General features: G+C 52.9%; 16 protein-coding genes and 1 other annotated feature. Of the genes, 12 read left to right on the top strand and 4 right to left on the bottom strand.

Features of this window, described 5'->3' with window-relative positions; translation table 11 throughout:
* Positions 1–446: 446 nt before the first annotated feature.
* Together AC0YNV_RS31665 and AC0YNV_RS31660 are read right to left on the bottom strand one after the other, a co-directional pair.
* Positions 447–1385, bottom strand: coding sequence for a hypothetical protein (locus tag AC0YNV_RS31665; protein ID WP_475771576.1), 939 nt, complete (start codon positions 1383–1385; stop codon positions 447–449).
* A gap of 213 nt (positions 1386–1598) precedes the next feature.
* On the bottom strand, positions 1599–3107 hold the full coding sequence (locus tag AC0YNV_RS31660; protein WP_475771575.1) for a UDP-N-acetylmuramoyl-L-alanyl-D-glutamate--2,6-diaminopimelate ligase: 1509 nt from the start codon (positions 3105–3107) through the stop codon (positions 1599–1601).
* A 474-nt stretch (positions 3108–3581) separates the two neighbouring features.
* Here AC0YNV_RS31660 and AC0YNV_RS31655 point away from each other — a divergent pair, with 474 nt between their 5' ends.
* Both AC0YNV_RS31655 and AC0YNV_RS31650 read left to right on the top strand, forming a co-directional pair.
* On the top strand, positions 3582–4487 hold the full coding sequence (locus tag AC0YNV_RS31655; protein WP_475771574.1) for an NAD(P)/FAD-dependent oxidoreductase: 906 nt from the start codon (positions 3582–3584) through the stop codon (positions 4485–4487).
* A 44-nt stretch (positions 4488–4531) separates the two neighbouring features.
* A complete protein-coding gene (locus AC0YNV_RS31650; RefSeq protein ID WP_475771573.1) occupies positions 4532–6304 on the top strand; it encodes a glutamine--tRNA ligase/YqeY domain fusion protein in 1773 nt (590 codons plus the stop codon).
* 152 nt (positions 6305–6456) lie between these two features.
* On the opposite strand, the gene AC0YNV_RS31645 is transcribed toward AC0YNV_RS31650, so the two are convergent.
* The gene (locus AC0YNV_RS31645; protein ID WP_475771572.1) at positions 6457–8004 is read right to left on the bottom strand and encodes a DHA2 family efflux MFS transporter permease subunit; all 1548 of its coding nucleotides are present in this window, start codon (positions 8002–8004) and stop codon (positions 6457–6459) included.
* A gap of 152 nt (positions 8005–8156) precedes the next feature.
* Between AC0YNV_RS31645 and AC0YNV_RS31640 the strand changes: the two genes are divergently transcribed.
* The 3 genes from AC0YNV_RS31640 (at position 8157) to AC0YNV_RS31630 (ending at position 13466) form a co-directional block, all read left to right on the top strand.
* On the top strand, positions 8157–9062 hold the full coding sequence (locus AC0YNV_RS31640; protein WP_475771571.1) for a TetR/AcrR family transcriptional regulator: 906 nt from the start codon (positions 8157–8159) through the stop codon (positions 9060–9062).
* A gap of 49 nt (positions 9063–9111) precedes the next feature.
* Positions 9112–9366 (top strand) — a binding site (T-box leader).
* A 61-nt stretch (positions 9367–9427) separates the two neighbouring features.
* Positions 9428–12190: an isoleucine--tRNA ligase gene (gene ileS / locus AC0YNV_RS31635; RefSeq protein WP_475771570.1), complete on the top strand. Its 2763-nt coding sequence runs from the start codon at positions 9428–9430 to the stop codon at positions 12188–12190.
* Between the two features lie 400 nt (positions 12191–12590).
* Entirely contained in the window at positions 12591–13466 is an 876-nt protein-coding gene (locus AC0YNV_RS31630; RefSeq protein WP_475771569.1) for a CAP domain-containing protein, read from the top strand.
* Positions 13467–13587: 121 nt separating this feature from the next.
* Here the strand turns inward: AC0YNV_RS31630 and AC0YNV_RS31625 are convergent, their stop codons facing one another.
* Positions 13588–14376 carry an SDR family NAD(P)-dependent oxidoreductase gene (locus tag AC0YNV_RS31625; protein WP_475771568.1) on the bottom strand — a complete coding sequence of 263 codons (789 nt, stop codon included), beginning with the start codon at positions 14374–14376 and terminating at the stop codon, positions 13588–13590.
* A 147-nt stretch (positions 14377–14523) separates the two neighbouring features.
* On the opposite strand from AC0YNV_RS31625, the gene AC0YNV_RS31620 reads away from it, so the two are divergent.
* From AC0YNV_RS31620 to AC0YNV_RS31590, 7 genes are all read left to right on the top strand, one after another.
* Complete coding sequence (locus AC0YNV_RS31620; RefSeq protein WP_475771567.1) at positions 14524–15105, top strand: TetR family transcriptional regulator; 582 nt, start codon at positions 14524–14526, stop codon at positions 15103–15105.
* Positions 15106–15648: 543 nt separating this feature from the next.
* Positions 15649–16809: an extracellular solute-binding protein gene (locus tag AC0YNV_RS31615; protein WP_475771566.1), complete on the top strand. Its 1161-nt coding sequence runs from the start codon at positions 15649–15651 to the stop codon at positions 16807–16809.
* A complete protein-coding gene (locus tag AC0YNV_RS31610; RefSeq protein WP_475771565.1) occupies positions 16809–17966 on the top strand; it encodes a CaiB/BaiF CoA transferase family protein in 1158 nt (385 codons plus the stop codon). The genes AC0YNV_RS31615 and AC0YNV_RS31610 overlap by 1 nt, the downstream gene beginning before the upstream one ends.
* Positions 17963–18424: a MaoC family dehydratase gene (locus tag AC0YNV_RS31605; protein ID WP_475771564.1), complete on the top strand. Its 462-nt coding sequence runs from the start codon at positions 17963–17965 to the stop codon at positions 18422–18424. The genes AC0YNV_RS31610 and AC0YNV_RS31605 overlap by 4 nt, the downstream gene beginning before the upstream one ends.
* Before the next feature lie 63 nt (positions 18425–18487).
* Positions 18488–19603 (top strand): Gfo/Idh/MocA family protein, encoded by a 1116-nt coding sequence (locus tag AC0YNV_RS31600; RefSeq protein WP_475771563.1) that lies wholly within the window; start codon positions 18488–18490, stop codon positions 19601–19603.
* Positions 19604–19761: 158 nt separating this feature from the next.
* Positions 19762–20436: a response regulator transcription factor gene (locus AC0YNV_RS31595; RefSeq protein WP_475771562.1), complete on the top strand. Its 675-nt coding sequence runs from the start codon at positions 19762–19764 to the stop codon at positions 20434–20436.
* Positions 20433–21830, top strand: coding sequence for a sensor histidine kinase (locus tag AC0YNV_RS31590; protein WP_475771561.1), 1398 nt, complete (start codon positions 20433–20435; stop codon positions 21828–21830). The genes AC0YNV_RS31595 and AC0YNV_RS31590 overlap by 4 nt, the downstream gene beginning before the upstream one ends.
* Positions 21831–21892: the final 62 nt, after the last annotated feature.

Here is a 21892-nt window from a genome sequence, read left to right as displayed (position 1 = left end):
AATTCCGGGTGTCCAGAGGGCCGGCGGCCCTTTGGGGTCCCTCCTATGGAGGGATTGAGGGAGGAGCTATACGCAGTCCACCAGGCGGCTTGGGAGCTCCGCATGGAAGTGTGTCCCGAAAGGGACGAAAACGATCCATGCAAGGAGCATCAACCAAGCGTTTCTCTGCAACGCCAACGTTATTCAATTCCGGGTGTCCAGAGGGCCGGCGGCCCTTTGGGGTCCCTCCTATGGAGGGATTTAGGGAGGAGCTATACGCAGTCTCCCAGTCGGCTTGGGAGCGTTGCATGCTCCGCATGGAAGTGTGTCCCGAGAGGGACGAAAACGATCCATGCAGGGAGCATCAACCAAGCGTTTCTCTGCAACGCCAACGTTATTCAAATTCCGGGTGTCCAGAGGGTCGGCGGTCCTTTGGGGTCCCTCCTATGGAGGGATTTAGGGAGGAGCTACACATTTTTACGGAATTTCTCAACCTCTGAAGTCAGCTTATAGTCATGATCGGCCACGACATCCATGAATTTCTTCAGCAGCGTCAAATACTCGCTGGAAGCCGGATCGTTCCATTTCAGAACATTGGTATAACCGGTCTTTGCGTTTGCCTGCATTTTTTTGTTTTCATATTCAAACAGCGGCGTGTTGTTGGAACCGAAGAACGTAAGCGTCTTATATTCAGCAAATAAATTTTTGATTTGCGCGGTCCGGTTGGAGTTTGGATACTGCTTCACGAATCGTTCTGTCGCAAGAGCACGGTTGACGAGCTCCTGATAGCCGATCCTGAGGGCGGCATCCTTCAATTTTGCTTTCTCCGATTCAACGGTCATGATATCGACATATGCCCGGATATCCGCATTAATCCCTTTGGTGAAGGGCTGCAGAGCTTTGTAGCTGACCACAGGGAAGAACATGCCTTCTGCGGTCTCCAGCTTGTAGCCGCTCGCGTTGGCTTCCTTCAGCAGTGCTTTCAGCTTGTTGTCTTTGGTCCGATTGAGGACATTGGTCAGGCTGTCTCCGATTTTGTACACTTTGCCGATAGCGGCTTGAATGGATTCCGGATAAAATTTCTTCTCAATAACCGGCAGCTCTTTCTTGATCCCGTTCTCCAGGAACAGCACCATCAAGGAAGCCTGATAGGGAGACACTTCATCGATATGCTCGCTCAAATAAGCGAAGGCTTGGGGCAGCTGCCCTGACTTCTTCAGCATGGCCTGGAAAGTATTGAAGACCTTGGTTGCTGTACCGGTATTTAGAGCTGAAGCTTGCGCGGCCAGCTTCTGGGGAGCTATGGATGAGTTCTGCAGCGGTGCTGCTCCGGCTTGAGTGGACAAGGTCAGTGCTGCAAGCGCGGCTAAAGTGAGAACCTTCGTGCTTTTAGAAAAAGTAGTCATAAGTGTAATCCTCCATCATTCTAGTTTTTCGGGCTAGATATAGATTACCCGAACAATGTTTCGTTGGAATCACAACTTGTTTCCGACTTGCAAACCTTTGCGGTTATGCCGCTGCTTCCGCCGGGCAAAAAAGTGGACGACCCGATAAAAATGTCCATTGCATCAATGACATCCTATGACATCCTGCCGGGTCTCATTCTTCTGCATGCCGTTTCACCCGAAAATTTCATTCGAGGTCCCTGCCATTCTGGCTTCGCGTTTGGCTGCCATGAATTGGCTCACGATCTCTCGTTCGTTAAAAGGCAGTTCCGTGCTGCCCAGAATTTGCGTCGTTTCATGGCCTTTGCCGGCGATCAGCACAACATCGCCTTTCCGGCATTCCCGGAGAGCGAATAGAATCGCTTCCTTGCGGTCAACGAATGAGCGGTATTCGCCTCCGGCCTGCCGGATTCCATTGACGATCTCTTGTATGATGCGCTGCGGGTTCTGGTTTTTGGGATTATCCGACGTGACAACGGACAAGTCGGAATAGGTCGCCGCAATCTTGCCCATGGCGTACCGCTTGCGTTGGCCATGCATGCCTTCGGCGCCGTATACCCCGAACACAAGAATGATTCTGGAGCGTACGAATGGCCGAATCGTCTTAAGCGCCTTCTCCAGTCCGTCCTCGGTATGGGCAAAATCGACGATTACCTTGTTGTCATCATCCTGATAAACGGTTTCCAGTCTGCCGCATACGCCTTTTACGCTGTCAATGCCGGCTTGAATGTCATCCAGGCCAATGCCGAAGCCGATTGCGCAAGCAATCGCCGCAAGCGCGTTATAGATATAAATAATGCCGGGCAGGTGTACCCGCACCGGTATGGATCCAGCGGATGTATGGGCAGTGAAGGAGACCGCATTCTCAAAATACCGGATATCGGCAGCATAGACGTCGCAGTCATTGCGGATACCGTAAGTAATCAGTTTTACCGGCCGCACTTTCAGCTTGTCGATCAGCAATTGGCCGTATGGATCATCGGCGTTGATAATATTGGCGCAGCTGGTTCTTTCGAACAATTGCGATTTTACCCTGAAATATTCATCCATGGTCTGGTGAAACTCCAGATGATCGGGTGTCAAATTGGTAAATATGCCGACCTTGAAGCGGGAGTGGGCGGTACGCCCCAGACTGAGCGCATGGGAGGATACCTCCATTACGCAATCGTCAATCCCGGCTTCCCGCATTTTCGCAAACAACTGCTGAAGATGAAGCGATTCGGGTGTCGTGTTTCTGCTTTTGACCGCCATGCCGTTAATCAGCGCACCCATGCTGCCGATCAGACCCACGGAGCGGCCAGCCTGCTCCAGAATGGATTGTATGAAATAGGTGATGGAGGTTTTGCCATTCGTGCCGGTAACGCCGATCAGATTAATCTGTTTGGTCGGATCATCATAGAAGGCGGCCGACAGATGCGCAAGCGCATAACGTGAATCGGCAACCTTCAAGACTGTGATTGGAGCGTCCACGTCCAGCTCCTTCTCTACAATGACGGCAACCGCTCCCCGTTCAATGGCATTGCCGATATACCGGTGACCGTCGGTCTCGAATCCGGATATCGCCACGAAGACGCTTCCCGCTGTCACGTTCCGGGAGTCGAATGCAATGGCGTTGACTTCAATCTCGAGATCTCCTTTCACCTTGACGAATTCAAGACCGGTAACAATGGACGACAACCACATCGTTTTCCCCCCTTTCAATGGAGTATCTTACTGGTTCAATCATGGCAATCAGATAAAACCGTCCCGTATCGGCGTCTTACTGATCCCGATCACGTTGAAGCTCTTTCACATAATATGTCCGGGAAATACGGCGCCAATGTCATACAGCTCGAGCCTGCTTTTGCATGGCAGTAAAGTCGGCACGGGAGGTAGCGGCAAACTGCCCTATGGTTCACGTTCAGCCCATCTGATTAAAAGAGTTATAGTGTGTAAATCCAAGCAATCCGATTATCTTCATTGCCGAGGCACTATCATTCAAGATTAGCCCGACAATGTTTCCGCGCCAATACGGATTGTTTCCAACTTGCAAATTTTTGCATGATTTGATCAAAAAACTGATTTTAATTCAACCCAGGGTTAATGGATTCTTGCTGAGGAATAATAAAAGAAATGGAATTTTCGGGTATGCGACTTATCAGGCAAAAGGAGGACAACATGATTAGGAGTCCATATGAATGCATCATTATTGGCGGGGGAATTGCCGGTTTGCAGGCAGCAATCCAGTTAGGCAGGTATCAGCATCGGGTCCTGCTGCTGGATGGGGGCAAAGGCCGCTCCACCATATGCCGCCGTTATCATAATCTTATGGGTTGGCCGGAAGGAATCAGCGGGGAAGCGCTCCTTCGATCGGGGAGGGCCCAGGCGGAAAAGCTTGCCATCGAGCTGGTGAAAGACACAGTGGTGATGACACAAATCCGGGATGGCGGGTTTAGGGTCGATACAACAGCAGGAGCCGTGTATGAGGCGAAAAGACTGCTGCTGGCGACGGGAGTTTCGGATCGGCTGCCTGCCGATCTGGATCTGAAGCCCTGCATCGGCACCAGCCTCTATATTTGCCCGGACTGCGATGGCTATGAAATAAGAGGCAAGCGCACGCTGGTGCTCGGCTCGGGCAATGCCGGCGCATCGATGGCCCTGGTGCTGCGTTACTGGACAGAGGAGATCATATATATCAACCATGAGCGGCAGGAGCTGGATGCAGGCATGCACGAGCAGCTCAAGCAAAAGGGAATTGCATATATGGAAGAAGCGGTCGCAGCAGTGGATCATACGGACGGTAAAATGGCGGGCGTGACGCTTTCAGACGGAGCTTACATTGAAGCGGATTGCGGGTTCATCGCTTTTGGAAGAAATAAGGTTCAATCCGATTTGGCTGAGCAGCTCGGCGTCAAGCTGATGGACAACCGTCATATTATCGTGGATGCCCGCACGAAAATGACGAGCGTAAGCCATGTATGGGCGGCTGGCGATGTGACGGTGCATTCCGAACAAGCGGCGATTGCCATGGGGGATGGCGCGCAGGCTGCTATTTGGATACATAAGAGCCTGATCGGGTCTTGAAAATGGATCATATTGATCATTCCCCGGTTTAAAGGTATATTTAAATGAAACTTATTTTGCAGGCAATAGTCGCCAATTTGTACAACGAAAGGTTGATCGATGTGGAGAATGCGAAAACTCCCCCCAATTTTATTAAAAATATCATGACTGAGGATCTGGGAAGCGGCAAGACGAAGCAAGTGGTTACGCGTTTTCCACCCGAGCCGAATGGATATTTGCATATTGGACATGCCCGGGCAATCTGGATTAATTTCAGCCTGGCGGACGAGTTTGGCGGCAGGACCCATCTGCGCTTCGATGACACCAACCCGTTAAAGGAAGATGTCGAATATGTAAATTCCATTAAGGAAGATGTAAAATGGCTTGGCTATGATTGGGAAAGTCTGTTCTTCGCTTCCGATTATTTCGAGGAAATATACAATCGGGCCGAGAAGCTGATCGGGAAGGGCAAGGCATATGTCGATGATCTCAGCGCTGCGGAAATTCGTGAAATGCGCGGCACTCTGACTGAACCGGGCAAGAACAGCCCCTACCGGGACCGCAGCGTTCAGGAGAATCTGGAGCTGTTCCGGAAAATGCGCAGCGGGGAATTGAAGGATGGGGAAAAGGTGCTGCGCGCCAAAATCGACATGGCTTCGCCGAATATCAATTTGCGCGACCCTGTCATTTACCGCATTGCTCATGCTTCCCATCACAACACAGGGGATAAATGGTGCATTTATCCAATGTACACCTTTGCCCATCCGCTTGAGGATGCCATTGAGGGCGTGACGCATTCTCTCTGTTCGCTGGAGTTTGAGGATCAGCGTCCGTTCTACGACTGGGTTGTCGCGGAATGCGAGATGGCGGCCACACCGCGCCAATACGAATTCGGACGGCTCAATCTGGCCCAGACTGTGACCAGCAAGCGCAAGCTGAAGCTGCTTGTCGATGAGAAGCATGTGGACGGCTGGGATGACCCGCGCATGCCGACGATATCGGGCCTAAGACGCCGCGGCTTCACGCCTGAGGCGATCCGCAATTTCATCTATGAGACCGGGATATCCAGAAGCCAGGGCCTTGTGGAGCTGCAGATGCTGGAGCATTTTGTCCGGGAGGACCTCAAGCTGAAGGCCCCAAGAACAATGGCTGTCGTTCAACCGCTCAAGGTGGTCATCACCAATTACCCCGAAGGTCAGGTAGAGTGGCTGGAAGCGGAAAATAACAGCGAGAATCCGGAAATGGGCAATCGCCAAATTCCGTTCTCGCGGGAAATCTATATTGAGCAGGACGATTTCATGATAAATCCGCCGAACAAATATTTCCGGCTGTTCCCGGGCAACGAGGTACGGCTCAAGAATGCTTACTTTATCAAGTGCAATGAGATGATCAAGGATGTGGACGGCAAGGTCATAGAGATTCACTGCACGTATGACCCGGAGACCAAGAGCGGCAGCGGATTTACCGGCCGCAAGGTGAAGGGCACGATTCACTGGGTGGAAGCGAGCCAGGCGGTTGAGGCGGAATTCAGGCTGTACGAGCCGCTGATCAGCGCGGAAGCGCCTGAGGATGAACTGCTTGGCGAAGAGGATGGATTGGATGCGGCAGCGGTTGAGAAGCCGGCCAAGACGTTCCTTGATCAACTCAATCCGAATTCGCTGACCATCAAGCGGGGGTTTGTCGAAGCGGAGATGAAGGAAGCTAAGCCGCAGGACAAATTCCAGTTTTTCCGTCATGGTTATTTTAACGTGGATACGAAATACTCGAAGCCGGGAGCGCCGGTATTCAATCAAGTGGTTTCTCTGAAAAGCTCGTTCCAGCTGCCGGCTGCCGAGTAGGTCAAACTTCACGGTGCCGTCCGCATCCGCAAGCTATCGGATGTAAAAGCGCCTGTGGCCGTGTACGGATACAGACGGCAAGGACAACAAAGAAAGGCCGTCGATAGCAATCGACGGCCTTTCTTATGAGTATTGATTCTTAATAAATGAAATTAATGGCCCATCATCATGGCTGGATCCGGAGCATCTTCTTCCCGTTCATGATCCGCTTTAACCCGCGGTTTGCGGAGGATGATGCTTAATAATACGCCCGCAAGCGCGACGAAGGCTGTTACAAAGAAAGTATCGTCAAAGGCAGAAGTAGCGCTTATCAATGGATCCCCGCCTGCGCCGGCTTCCTTCATATGAACGGATATTTGGGAAGTTAAATATCCTGTCAAACCGGCAATAGCGAATGAAGTAACGACCTGCTGGCTGGCCGTTGTCAAAGGCGTTACCCGGCTTACAAGCCTGCGTGGAGCCGAGTTCAGCACATGCGTATTCAACGACATCATGGACAATCCCATGCCGGCGCCCATCATGGCAATTGGAATCATGACCAAAGCCATCTTGGTATCCACATTGACCTGGGAGAGAGTAAACAGAGCGACAGCTATGATCGTCAGACCGGTGAAGGCCAGGGGACGCGCGCCCAATTTATCGAACAGACGTCCGCCGATCGGCATGAAGATCATCGAGCAAATGGCCATAGGCAAAGTAGTCAATCCACTCTCGAGTGCCGTGAAGCCTCTGACATTCTGCAGGTACAGCGGAATCATCAGGATCGCACCGAACAACGCCACTTGCGAAATCCATAGAATAATTACGCCGCGTGTGAAATCCGATGATCCGAATACACGCAGCTCCAGCAGCGGCTGCTTCTGGCGAAGCTCTACAATAATGAACAGAATCAGGGCGACGCCGCCTACGATCAGACCGGTCAAGGTCTTGGTGGAGCCCCAGTCCGTTCCACCTTCGCTCACGCCGTATGCCAGCATGGAGAAGGCGATGGGAGCAAGGATCATACCGAGAATATCAAGGGCAGGCGCTTTTTGACGTTCAACGTTAGGCAGGTATTTGATTCCGACAAGCAGCGCGGCAATCCCGATTGGCAGGTTGATCAGGAAGATCCAGTGCCAGGACGCGAAGCCGATCAACCAACCCGACAGGATCGGCCCGACAGCGGGAGCAAGCAGCATCGGAATACCGAGCATGCCCATTACAGCTCCCCTTTTCTCGGTTGGAGCGAGCTTGAATATCATCGCCATACCGATTGGGGACACCATACCGCCGCCAACCCCTTGAATGATGCGGAAAAGAACGAGCTGTTCCGGCGTTTGCGCCAATGCGCAGAGCACAGAACCGAGTGTGAACAAGGCGATGGTAATCAGGAAAATCCGCTTCGCGCCGAATTTATCCGTCATCCAGCCGGCCAGCGGAATGACCGCCGATAGGGCAAGGGTGTATCCAGTGATTGTCCACTGAATGGTTTTGAGCGAGCTGTTGAAGTATTCCTGCAAGTTAGGAACGGCGACATTGACGACTGTACTGTCCAGAATAACCATGATCATTCCAATAATGACGGCAAGAAGCGGCGCAATTATGGATTTGATTGAAAATTCCGGCTCTGACGCAGCAGTTGATGCATTTTGCGTGGACATGAGTTTGTTCCTCTCCATCTCAATATATTTGTCTCTTTCTCTATACCGTGCCTGACACAATATGCAGCATGTTCAAGCTCGCCTTGACGGGAGTTGAATAACCTCCTATTATTGACTTATGGTTTTTATAAAAAACCTATCGGTCACGGTAGGCTTAATTTTACCGATATTCTTGTGAAAGTCAAATCATTTTTTTGAAAAGAGGGAGTAAAGTGAGCCTTATCAAGGACAGAATTATTGAGTCCGCTGTTCGTCATTTCTCGGAAAAAGGATATCTGGCAACATCGATCCAGGACATTTCCGATGATTGTGGAATCGCCAAAGGTTCTTTATATAAATACTTTCAGTCCAAAGAGGATTTATTCAGGGAAGTTCATGTGAGCCGTATACAAAATCTGCGTGAGCAGCTTGAGACTATCAGAGAGCATTCGGAGCTTTCCCCGCGCGAGGTTTTTATCCGGGAAACGGAAATTCAATTTGAGTTTTTTATGGTCAACCGGTTTATTATGCAGGAAATCAAAGAGCTGACGAAGTCCGACGGGCAAATGACGACGTTCTTCCTGCAGTTGAAATCCAGCTTGCTTAACTTCCATAAGGAAGGCTTGATCAGGCTGGTGGGTGACGAAATCATTCCGAACATATGGGATCTGGTCGTTATGTATAACGGCATTGTACGGGAATATATCTTCCTGCTGGTCTTCGAGGATAAACCGCTGATTATCAGAGATATCACCTCTTTCATTGTAGACCGCATTGAGGAAATGGCTGCGAGCATCCTGCAAAAGAAACCGCTTCCGGTATTAAGCGACTCGCTGATGAATGAATGCGTGAAATGCGGCATGGAAGGGATTGCGGTCTCTGCTGACGATCATCGGAACGCTCTGCTGGCGGTGCTGCTGACAACCGTGAAGGAGCTGTCCGTCACCAATGCAAAAAGAACGCAGCTGAAAGAGGCGGTTGAGGCGCTTCAGGATGAATTCAGGCAGGAACGACCCAAACTGGTCGTGATGCAGGCGCTGCTCGTACTGCTGGAGCAGGAGCATGAGCTCAAATACTTTGTTTGGCAGCTGAACAGGCATCTGATCAGGTACAGGCATAAGCTGGACGGGATTGGTTGACTAAGGATCCGGTTATCCGCTATACTACTTCACAATAAGCAAAATGACGACCAAAGCGATGACAGGGACGAGTACAAGGCACAGGTTGCAGCCAGCGAGCCGGGGATTTGGTGAAAGCCCGGACTTCAACCGCCGTTGGAAAATCACCCTTGAGTATCTCTTGAACCTTATACAGGCTTAGAGAGTATCGGCAGATCCCGTTAACGATCACCAGAGCGAAGCATTGGCGCTGCCGGTATGTTCCTGACATGCCACAGGCGCCAGGCTTAATCAGGGTGGTACCGCGAGACTTCTCGTCCCTTTTTTCAGGGATGAGAGGTCTTTTTTATATTTATTTACCTAAACACCGACAAGGAGTGAGACGGATGGATTATGGAAAAACGTTGAACCTGCTGCAAACCGATTTTCCCATGCGCGGCAATCTGCCGCAGGCAGAGCCCAAACTGCAGCAGCAGTGGGAAGAGCAGGATATTTATGCCCAGGTGCGCAGCAGCCGCAGGGGCAAGCCGAAATTTATTTTGCATGACGGACCGCCGTATGCCAATGGCAACATCCATATCGGCCATGCGATGAACAAGATTTTGAAGGATATGATTGTCCGCTTCAAGACGATGCAGGGCTTCGATGCCCCTTTTGTTCCCGGCTGGGACACGCATGGGCTGCCTATCGAGCAGGCGATTGCCAACGGCGGCAAGGTGGACCGCAAGAAAATGACGGTCTCTGAGTTCCGTGATTATTGCAAAGAGTATGCCCTGGAGTGGGTGGAGAAGCAGAAGGTGCAGTTCAAGCGGCTGGGTATCCGTGGCGACTGGAGCAACCCGTATATTACGCTTCAGCCCAAGTATGAGGCACAGCAAATCCGCGTGTTCGGCGGAATGGTGAACAAGGGCTACATCTATAAAGGCTTGAAGCCGGTTTACTGGTCCCCGTCCTCGGAGAGCGCGCTGGCGGAAGCGGAGATTGAATACCAGGATAAGACTTCAACCTCCGTATACGTTGCTTTCGACGTGAAGGACGGGAAGGGGAAGCTTCCGCCGGATTCCTCGATCGTCATCTGGACGACAACCCCCTGGACGCTGCCGGCTAACCTTGGCATTTCCCTGAACCCGGACTTTGACTATGTTTTGGTTGAAACGGGCGGGAAGAAATTCGTGGTTGCCGGAGGGCTGCTGGAAACCGTCTCGCGGGAAGTCGGCTGGGAGGGCGTTAATACGCTCTCGTCCTTCAAGGGAAGCGAGCTTGAGGGCGTGCTGTGCCAGCATCCCTTCTACGATCGAACTTCGCTTGTGATGACTGGCGGTCATGTCACGCTTGAAGCAGGAACAGGCTGCGTTCACACCGCCCCGGGACACGGGGAGGACGACTTTATGATCGGGCAGAAATATAATCTGGGTGTGCTCTGTCCGGTGGACGATCAGGGGCATTTCACCGCGGAAGCACCGGGATTCGAAGGCATGTTCTATGAGAAGGGCGGCAAACTGGTCACGCAGATGCTGGAGGAATCTGGCCATCTGCTGCATCAGAATACCATTACACATCCCTATCCGCATGATTGGCGAACGAAGAAGCCTGTGATCTTCCGGGCCACCGAGCAGTGGTTCGCTTCCGTGGACGGTTTCCGCCAGCAGATGCTGGATGAGATCAAGCGCGTAGCCTGGACACCGGAATGGGGGGAAATTCGGCTGCATAATATGATTGCCGACCGCGGCGACTGGTGTATTTCCAGGCAGCGGGCATGGGGCGTTCCCATTCCGATTTTTTACTGCCGCAGCTGCAATGAGCCGCTTGTGAATGGAGAGACCATCGAGCATGTGGCGGGAATATTCGAGCAGGAAGGCTCCAACAGCTGGTTTCAGCGCAATGAGACGGAGCTGCTTCCGGCAGGTACCGCTTGCTCCAAATGCGGACATGATCAATTCCGCAAGGAAACGGACATTATGGATGTATGGTTTGATTCCGGCTCCAGCCATGTCGCTGTGCTGGATTCACGGGAGGATCTGCAGTGGCCGGCGGATCTTTATCTGGAGGGCTCCGATCAATACCGCGGCTGGTTTAACTCCTCTTTGATCACGGGAACCGCAGTGAAAGGGCAGGCTCCATACAAGGCCGTGCTCAGCCATGGCTTCACGCTGGACGGCGAGGGACGTAAAATGTCCAAATCGCTTGGCAATACCGTTGATCCCAATCAAGTGTGCGACAAGCTGGGTGCGGATATTCTCCGTCTGTGGGTTTCTTCTGCGGACTATCAGTCCGATGTCAGAATTTCGGATAACATTCTGGGCCAAACGACGGAGGTCTACCGGAAAATCCGCAATACTCTGCGGTTTCTGCTCGGCAATCTGTTCGATTATGATCCTGCCAGGCACCGGGTTCCTGTAGAGCGGCTGAGCGAGCTGGACCGTTTCGCGCTGCTGCGGCTGCACCGGACGATTGAGCGGGTGACGAAGGCATATGACGCCTATGAGTTCCACCTGGTTTACCAATCGGTCCATCATTTCTGCGCGGTCGATCTGAGTGCATTCTATCTGGATATCCTGAAAGACCGTCTTTATGCCGATGCGCCGGATGACGTCTCCAGGCGGGCAGCGCAAACTGTGCTGTATGAGGCTCTTACCGCCATCACGAAGCTGATTGCGCCAATCCTGCCCCATACGGCCGATGAGGCATGGACCTACATCCCGGGTACGGAGCTGCCGAGCGTGCAGCTGGCCGACCTGCCCGCTGTGGATGCTGGCTTGTTCGATCAGGCGCTGGAGACCAAGTGGGAGCGGTTCATCGGGCTGCGTGATGATGTACTCAAAGCATTGGAGGATGCGCGCAAAGCCAAAGTCATCGGCAATTCATTGAGTGCCGCCGTACATCTCTATCCGGGTGAAGAAGATTATGCGCGGCTTCAGGAATTCCAGCAGCTGGAGCAGCTCTTCATCGTATCAGCGGTACAGGTGCATCCCCCTGGCACTCCGGTTCCGGATGAGGCGCAGGCAAGCCAACAGCTTCCGGTGAAGGTGGTTGTGGCCGAAGGGGAAAAATGCGAGCGCTGCTGGAATGTCACGCCTCTGGTTGGCCTGGATGCCGATCATCCCACCTTATGTCCGCGCTGTGCGGCTGTCATGAAGAAGCTGTCGTAAAAAAACATGTTCGTTCCAGTCTTGAGAGGTCGGCTTCACAGATAAATAATAAGCAAAAAAACCGTCCCCATTGGAGGACGGTTTTTTTAATATCCATGATTAATTGGCGCTTGCCAACATTTTCTTCAGCCTATTCCACGATAAGCACAGAATTCCTTAGAAGCCAAAAGCCCTTTTCCGGCTACGCCAGCTACTCCTGAATTGCTTGCATTCCTCTGCTGCTCATTGAGAAATCGACATCGTCCTATAGACAGCATTCTGTCAAGCTTGGCGATGATGATGGGTCTTTGAGGCATTGGAAAAGGATTATTGAGGGAGGGACTACGAGGAATAATTAGCACATCCGCAGTGAACCTTAAACTTGTTAACATCTCATTAAACGAACCAGGGAGGTTGGAAAGTGATCAAGTTTATTGTATTTGCCGTGTTATTGCTGGTAACGGGCTGTACAGCCAACAACAATGTGGCCCATAAGCAATCGGTTCCCAAGCAGACACGAATTCTAACTCATACGCATACCGCTGCTCCGGCAACTACCGTAACAAAGGCATCATCAACAGCTACATCAGTGGGGTCCAGTGCAAATCAACCGTCTGTCACCACCAAGGAAGCGCCAAATGGAATTGCTTCCGATTTATTGGATCTGATTGGGACTCCGGCTGGAAACCCGGCTAATCAGGCACCTGCAGACGCAAGGGAACAGATGCCTACAGGGAATCCAAACGGCGTACCGGCAGGGAATCCGGCCAACCAGATGCCGACAGGCAATACTGGAACCCAGACTCCGACCGGAAATACAGGTGAGCAAACACCAACGGGGAACCCGGCAGATCATACGGGCACAGAAAGTCCGGGAAATCAAGTGCCGACCGGACCGGCAGGACAGGCGCCCGAAAGCAAAACGGATTCATCGCAATTCGCACAGCAGGTTCTGGAGCTTGTCAATCAGGAAAGATCCAAAGCAGGACTGGGTTCACTGAGTATGAGCAGCGAATTGTCGAATATGGCCATGGTCAAAGCACAGGATATGTACAATAACCATTACTTTGATCATAATTCTCCTACGCATGGATCCCCATTCGATATGATGAAGGAATTCGGGATCACGTATAATTCAGCAGGCGAAAATATCGCAAATGGTCAGACCACCCCGACCCAGGTTATGAAGGATTGGATGAATAGTCCGGGGCATAAAGCCAACATACTGAATAAGAGCTATACCCAAATCGGCATCGCCTTTTATAACAATGAATGGGTCCAGGAGTTTACCGGATAATCAGTCTTTACCCTTAATTGGGCTGTGCATAACGCTGCCTCCAACATCAAACAGCACTCCACGCATGGATGTGGAGTGCTGTTTGATGTTAAGGAAAGAATAGGTCATGAAGCCTTTGGGTTTAGATCGACATGCCGCCCGAGACCTCGATGCGCTGTGCGTTGATCCAGCTGTTCTCATCGGAAAGAAGCGAGGCGATCATCGGCCCGATGTCATCGGGTTGTCCAACCCGGCCGAGCGCTGTCATCTCCGCGACGCGTTTGTTCAGGTCGGGATTATCGCGGACCATGCCGCCGCTGAAATCGGTCGCGATGGCTCCGGGGGCGACCGTATTGACCGCGATCCCGCGTGCGCCAAGCTCTTTTGCCTGATACTTGGTCAGAATCTCGATTGCGCCCTTCATGGATGCGTAGGCGCCGCTCCCCGGCGTGATGATGCGGGTCAGGCCCGTCGAGATGTTCACGATACGCCCGCCATCGTTGATAAGCGGAAGGAGCTTTTGCGTCAGGAAGAATACGCCCTTGAAGTGGATGTCATATAGACTGTCCAGCTCTTCCTCGGTCGTTTGGTCGAATGTGTTGTGGTGAGAGGTGCCGGCGTTATTGACGAGGTAGTCGAAGCGCTCCGCACCCAGCTCTGTGAGGGCCTCGCGCACACTCTGCACGAACGGATCGAAGGAGCCGACATTGCCGGTGTCGAGCTGCAGGGCGATGGCCTTTTGCCCCGTCTCGCGAACCAGGCCGACGACCTTCCCGGCTTCAGCCTGATTGGAATGGTAGGTGAAGATCGAATCGATGCCACGCTTGGCGAGGCTCAGCACGGTGCTGCGGCCCAGGCCGCGGCTTCCGCCTGTTACGATGGCGATCTTGGCGCTTGAATGGGTTGCTTTCCCGGAAGTTTGCTGTGTCATTACGCATTCCTTCTTTCTGTAAGATGCCAGTTCATTGATAATTGACTAACTGGTTAGATATAATATAAACCTAACTGACCGGTTTGTCAAATTATTATGGTCATGATATATTTGTAGCCAAAATGCAAGAAACAAGGAGGAACAGTCATGCGAAACGCCGAAGCGACCAGAGAACGGATACTGGAGGCTGCTATGGCGGAGTTCTCCGCCTATGGCATTGCAGGGGCGCGGGTCGACCGCATCGCCAAGAACGCCGGATGCAACAAGAATATGATCTATATCTACTTTGAAAATAAGGAAACGCTCTTCACCACAATCCTTCAGAAGCACCTCGCGCGCGTCTACGAGGAGCTAACCTTCACGCCTGACGATCTCGCCGGTTACGCGGCGCGCGTGTTCGATTTCACGATGAAGCAGCCCGATTTGATGCGTCTGATGGCATGGTTCAGCCTGGAACAGAAGGCGGATAGCCCTTCCGTACGCGTGGCCGTTCACGACGCCAAAGTTGCGGCATTGCTGAAGGCGCAAAGCGCCGGTCAGGTGGGAACGACTTTTCCCCCGGGCTTCCTGCTGACCGCCATCATGACGCTCGCCACAGCCTGGACGCCGGCGAACCCCTTTGGCCCATCGCTTGATCCGGATGCCGCGAAGGACCCGGCTGCGCTGCGAAACGCGATCGCCGAGGCTGTCAGGCTAATCGCTCAAGGTAATGAGGAAACGCGCAGCTGACAACCAAGGCGATCCGAGGCTATTCTTGACAAGCAAGCTTGGCGGTGGATAGCGCTGCATCGTCCTGATAACTTATACAGGCCGCAGGGCGTATTTCATCCTAAACCCTATTATTTCTCGAAACCGTTTAAACTAGTCGTCGGCGATTGCTTCAAACGTTTTGCAGGCGCATCCAAAGCTCAAGCGGCGAAGCAAGGAGCTGCCTTAAGTGCCTCACAAGTTGGAAAGCCCCGATTTCCACATAAAAGAACCTCCAATTCCGCGTTTCAACAGGGAAAGAGGGAATGCAAGCCCGAACTGCGCGAACTCCAAGAGATAAGTGAATCTGTCCCCACAGGCACCCCTGAAATTTACACGCATCCGCATAAAAATCAATTGTCATTTCCCGCCGCTTTTGTTAATCTGGTATTGTGGTACTACCGCAAGTTTATTATTGTCAGCCATTGAACTTCATTTATGAAATCGGTTTATGTCTTATTTTTATTTAAGAAGTTATTCATATTATTGGTACTACCATAATACCAAAAAAGGGAGAGCAAACAATTGAGTATTCTGCTAAAAGGAATGACATGGAACCATACACGCGGCTACCTGCCTATGGTTGCAACCAGCCAGCGCTATTCGGAGCTCCACCCGGAGGTTCAGATCCAATGGGAAAAGAGATCCCTGCAGCAGTTTGCCGATATGCCCCTGCAGCAGCTGGTGGACGCTTATGATCTCTTGGTCATTGATCATCCCTGGGCCGGCTATGCAGCGGAGCAGGGTGTGCTTCTTCCGCTCAATCTGACCCTGTCGGCTGCTTATATGCAGGATCAGGCGGAAGGCACGGTCGGCGCTTCGCATGCCAGCTATCAGTTCCATGATCGGCAGACTGCTTTGGCCATTGATGCGGCAACCCCGGTAGCGTCCTGGCGGCCGGATCTGCTCGAGGCATGGGATATCGGCGTACCTGAAACCTGGGAGGATGTGCTTGCGCTTGCCGGGACCGGGAAGGTTGCTTTTCCCGCTATCGCCATTGACAGCCTGATGAATTTTTATATGTTCTGCCTGGCACTGGGGGAGACTCCTTTTCTGGATAAGGAATACATTGTGAGCCAGGATACCGGAATTTTGGCGCTGGATAAGCTGCGGGAGCTTGCAGCGCTTTGCAGCGGGGAAATCTTTGGGCGAAATCCGATTGCAACTTACGAAGCCATGGCAGCGCACGGGACCGAATTGGCGTATTGCCCTTTTGCCTATGGGTATTCCAATTATTCGCGCCGCGGCTATGCGGCCAATCTGCTGGAGTTCGGGGATCTGGCCGAATACGAGGGGAAGCGGCTGCAGTCGACGCTTGGCGGGACCGGACTTGCCGTGTCCAGCAGCACCAGGCATAAGGAGCATGCGCTGGCTTACGCGGCTTTTGCCGCAGATCCGCTGACGCAGCGTACGCTGTTTGCCGAGAGCGGCGGGCAGCCCGGGCACCGCTCGGCATGGCTGGATGAGGACAACAACAAGCGTTGCCTGAATTATTTTGGACAGACGCTTCCGGCCCTTGACCGGGCATTCGTGCGTCCGCGTTATAACGGCTATCTGGCGTTTCAGGATCATGCCGGCGACGATGTCCGGGATTACATGATGAATGGCGGCAATGCGGCCGCGATATTGGAGAAGATGAACAGGCTGTACCGGGATTCGCAAAAAAGACAGGGGGAGCACTCATAATGTTTAAACCGCTCGAGGGCTTGCTGGTGCTCGATTTCAGTCAATTTTTATCCGGTCCGTCGGCCGCGCTGCGTTTTGCCGATCTGGGCGCGAGGGTGATCAAGGTGGAACGCCCCGATGGCGGGGATTTATGCAGACGGCTGTATATCTCCAATCTGGAGCTGGACGGCGACAGCACGCTGTTTCATTCCATTAACCGCAATAAAGAGAGCGTATCCGCGAATTTGAAGGATCCGGAAGATCTAAAATTCGTCCGTTCATTGATTGAGAAAGCGGATGTGATGGTTCAGAATTTCCGTCCGGGCGTGATGGAGAAGATTGGCCTCTCCTATGAGACGGTCAGGGAGTGGAACCCGCGTCTGGTCTATGGCGTGGTTACGGGTTATGGCCGGAGCGGCCCCTGGGTGAACAAGCCGGGTCAGGATCTGCTCGTTCAATCGCTGTCGGGTCTGGCTTGGCTCAACGGCGATGCCGATCAGCCTCCTGTCCCGTTCGGTCTGGCGGTTGCCGATATGATGGCTGGCGGACATCTTGTCCAAGGGATATTGGCCTGTCTGGTACGGCGGGGCATAACGGGCCATGGCGGACTGGTGGAGGTCAGCCTGCTGGAATCGACGCTTGATTTTCAATTCGAGGTGCTGACGACGCATTTGAACGATGGGGGCAAAGCCCCGCAGCGCAGCGCGGTGAACAATGCCCATGCGTATCTGGGCGCGCCTTATGGCATCTACAAGACAAAAGACGGCTATATTTCGCTTGCCATGGGCTCTATCATCACCCTTGGCATTCTGCTGGATTGTCAGCCGCTGGCGGAATACTCCGATCCTGCAACCTGGTTCACATCTAGAGATGAAATCAAGGCGCATCTGAGGGAGCATCTACTGAAGGAAAGCACCTCATATTGGCTGGGCAGGCTGGAGCCGGCCGATTATTGGTGCTCCGATGTGCTGACCTGGGAACGGCTGCTTGAGCACGAAGCCTTCAAGGAGCTTCAGATGACGCAGCATGTCCACAGGGACAACGGGGCAGAGCTGGTCACGACACGCTGTCCCATCCGCATCGACGGCCAAATCTACCAATCCGACGTAGGATCTCCCAGAATCGGCCAGCATAATGATAAAATCAAACGGGAATTTGGAGGCGTGGGCATACAATGATAAACTCTGTGTATTATGAGCAGTATGAGCTGGGCGCCGAGCGGCATACCGGCGGACGAACGATTACGGAGACGGATATTATTATGCATGCAGGCCAAACCGGGGATTTCTATCCGCATCATATGGATGCGGAGTGGTGCAAGACCCAGCCCTTCGGGCAGCGCATGGCCCATGGCACTCTGATATTCAGCGTAGCAGTCGGGATGACCGCAGGGGTCATCAATCCCGAGGCTTTCTCGTACGGCTATGAGCGGATGCGCTTTATCAAGCCGGTGTTTATCGGAGATACCATTCGGGTGAAGGTCACCATCAAGGAGAAGCAGGATCACCCCAAACGGACCGCCGAAGGGATTGTCAGCGAGCTGTGCGAGGTCTTGAACCAGCGGGATGAGGTTGTGCTGGTCTGCGAGCATCTGCTTCTGGTCAGGAAGAACGGGGAAGCGGTGCAGCCTGTTTAAACGATCCAGAGAATTATTCCCTATCCATAACAGCAGATCCAGCAGAGGAAGGAGCGCGCATTCATGAGCAAGCATCCATCGCCGGATGGAATAGAGCTGAATTACAAGCCGAAGCTGCCGCGCAATAAGGACTACGGAATCGGTATCGTCGGTGCCGGGGACATCGTATTGAATGCCCATCTTCCGGCATATCGGCTGGCTGGCTTCCGTGTGGCGGGAATCTATGATATTAATCGCAGCAGGGCGGTAGAAGCTGCGCAGCGGTATGGCATCGGCAAAGTCTACGACAGTCTGGAGCAGCTTCTACAGGACCCGGATATCGATGTGGTGGACATCGCCGTTCCCGCTAAATATCAATGGGATGTGGTCCGGGCCGCCGCTGCCAGCGGCAAGCATCTGCTCTGTCAGAAGCCGCTGGCGGAATCCTACCAAATCGCTTCGCAAATTGTGGAGCTGTGCGGCAGGTCAGGGGTCAAAGCCGCCTCCAACCAGCAAATGCGCTGGGCGCCGGGCATCCGCGCTTGCAGGGATTTGACCGGTCGCGGATTGATCGGAGCTCCGCTGCAGGCGACAATACAGGTGAATGTCCATACGCCATGGGAGATTTGGCCATGGATAGCCGGGATCGAAACGCTGGAGATTATGTATCACAGCATTCATTATTTGGATTCGATCCGCAGCGTAATGGGCATGATTCCGGAATATATTTATGCCGATGGGGCCAGATACCCCGGACAAGGGGTCACAGGAGAGACGCGGACGATGATTCATATCAAATTCCCCGGCGACGCCCGCGGACTTATCCACGATAATCATAATAACGGCATGCCTCAGGATGACTGGTATGCGACGTTCCGGTTCGAAGGGACGGAGGGAATCGTCAAGGGGACGAACGGGGCGCTTTATAATTACCCCAACGGCCAGGGCGATACGATAGGCTATTACAGCAAGCTTCTTGAACCAGGCCGTTTGTATGCGCCGAAGCTTGAAGGTTTATGGTTCCCGCATGCTTTCATGGGAACGATGGGAGAATTGCTCTGTGCCATCGAGGAAGAACGCGAACCGGAGAACAGCGTCAGGGATAATCTGGTCACGATGCAAATGATGTTTGCGGCGTACCGCTCCATGGCGGAGAATCGTCCGGTCTATCTGCAGGAAATAGCCGCTTCCGTCTCATAACGAATAACAATGGCAGTCCAGCGCATGAATTCATGCCGGGCTGCTATTTCTTTTGCCTGAAATCATAGATCCATCCGGCATGATGGCCGGTTGGTCTCACATGTTATATTATAATGGAAATGGTTTCTGGCAGGTTCAGACGAAAGGATAGAATAAATATGAAAGCAGTAATTCTATATATCGAAGATGATCGGGAGATCGGCAGCTGGACAAGCCGGCATTTGCAGGAATGCGGCTATGCCGTGAAGTGGCTGCAGAGCGGAGATAAAGCGCTGGAGGAGGCGCCGGGCTGCGGGCTTGTCATTCTCGATGTCATGCTGCCCGGACTGGACGGCTTCACCGTCGGACAGCGGCTTAAGAAAGCGGAGCCGGGCATTCCCATCCTCATGCTGTCGGCCCGGACCGCGATAGACGACAAGCTTGCTGGCCTGCAGTTCGCCGATGATTATTTGACCAAGCCGTTTCATCCCGATGAATTGGTGGCGCGGATTGAAGTGCTGCTCCGGCGCTCCGGCGCTCATCCTGTGGAACCTGTGGCGATCAAGCATCTGCTAGTCTACGAAAAGGAGAAAAGGATCGAGAACACCGAGACCGGAGAGGAGATTTTGCTGACTGGCAAGCAGTTTCAGATCTTCTCCTACCTGTTGCGCCATCTCGGGCAAATTATGACCAAGGAACAAATCTATGAAGCTGTGTGGGGGGAAACGTATTTCGATGGGGACAAAACGCTCATGGTTCACATTCGTTATTTGCGCGAGCGCATTGAACGCGATCCGGCCGCTCCCGAAGTGATCGAAACGCTGCGCGGTATCGGCTACCGGGTGAGGCTGTGAGGAACAAGCGCAGCGGCGCCGGGTTTCGCCGGTCTCTAATGTCCCGTTATTTGTTGATTGTTCTGCTGGCCTTATTGTTTATTCCAGTGATGTTCGCGCTGGCTTCCCTTGCCCTGGTGATCTCGGCTCCGGTAACCCGCAGCCTCGATACGAATACGTCTCAATACGGAAGCGCAGCCGATCTGGAATCAGCCTGGCATCAAGAGGCTGCCATGCTGGCAAATCAGAGCGCCGATCAAATTGATCAGCGCCTGAAGGAGTTAAAGGGGAAGTATCCGGATGCATCCTTGTTCTGGGTGGACGTCGACGGCGGCACCCGGCTTCAGCTGCCGCAGCAGGCGGGGCTTCCCCTGCATTGGACAGCGTCTTCCGCTATCCGGTTCATGAAGGAAAGCGTTAACCGGGATCCGTTCACCGTAATAGCTCTTCTCGGCAAGGATGACAGCGCAAAAGCGTTCATGGTGCTGCAACTACCAAGATCCCTGCTGCGGCATACGGCTCCTTTAGGGTATAGCACAACCTATTTGATCGGATTTATGGTGCTGATGTTCATCCTGTTTATCCTGCTGTCCTGGCTGTTCTTCAGACAGATCCGCGTGCGTCTGCTCGGCCTGCAATCCGCTATGGCGCTGCCGGCGGACAATAGTCTTCCTCTTCCCATTGTGCAGCATAAGGAGGATGAAATCGGTCAGCTTGAGGGCGCTTTTAACGAAATGGTGGTCCAGCTGAGGGCCAGCCGCCAACGGGAGAGGGAAGAAGAGGAGCTGCGCAAACACCTGATCTCCAATCTGTCCCATGACCTGAGAACGCCGCTCACGATTATAAGCAGCCAAATCTATTCGCTCCGCAGAGATGTGCCCGGTCAGTCCGCTCAGATGGCATTGAGCCAAATTGAAGGCAAAATAGGCGATATGGGCAGTCAGATCGAGAATCTGCTGTCCTACACGCTTATGGCGAGCGGCCGATATACGCTGCAAACTGAGCGGCAGAATGTGCTGCGGCTTGTTCGGGAAAGCGCGGCTGCCTGGTATCCCCACTGGGAGAAAGAGGGAATTGATGCTGATGTTCAGCTGCCGGAGCAGCCCCTGATCTGGAATGTGGACAAGGAAGCTTTCAGACGGGTATTGGACAATCTGTTCCAAAATGTCGTCAGACATGCGGGCGGTGGAGCCTATATCGGGATTTATACGGAGGAGCATGATGGGACGCTCGCCCTTGTCATAGCCGACCGGGGTGAGGGAATGGATACGGATTCCCCCGGCAAAGGGGCGGGTATCGGCCTTGCCATTGTCGATTATCTGCTCCGGGAGATGGGGCTTTGCCGCCAGACGGCCGGTTCTGCGGTAGGCACGCGGGTATATATTTATCCCCGCACAATGGATTCTAATTTTTAAACCAAATTTAAACTAAGGGGATCCTTTGTTTTAAACTTCATGCGCTATCATCGTTTAAGAGG

The sequence above is a fragment of the Paenibacillus sp. JT31N11 genome (assembly GCF_056269285.1).
The sequence above is the reverse complement of the archived record's forward strand: the minus strand, read 5'-3'. Positions and strand labels throughout refer to the sequence as shown.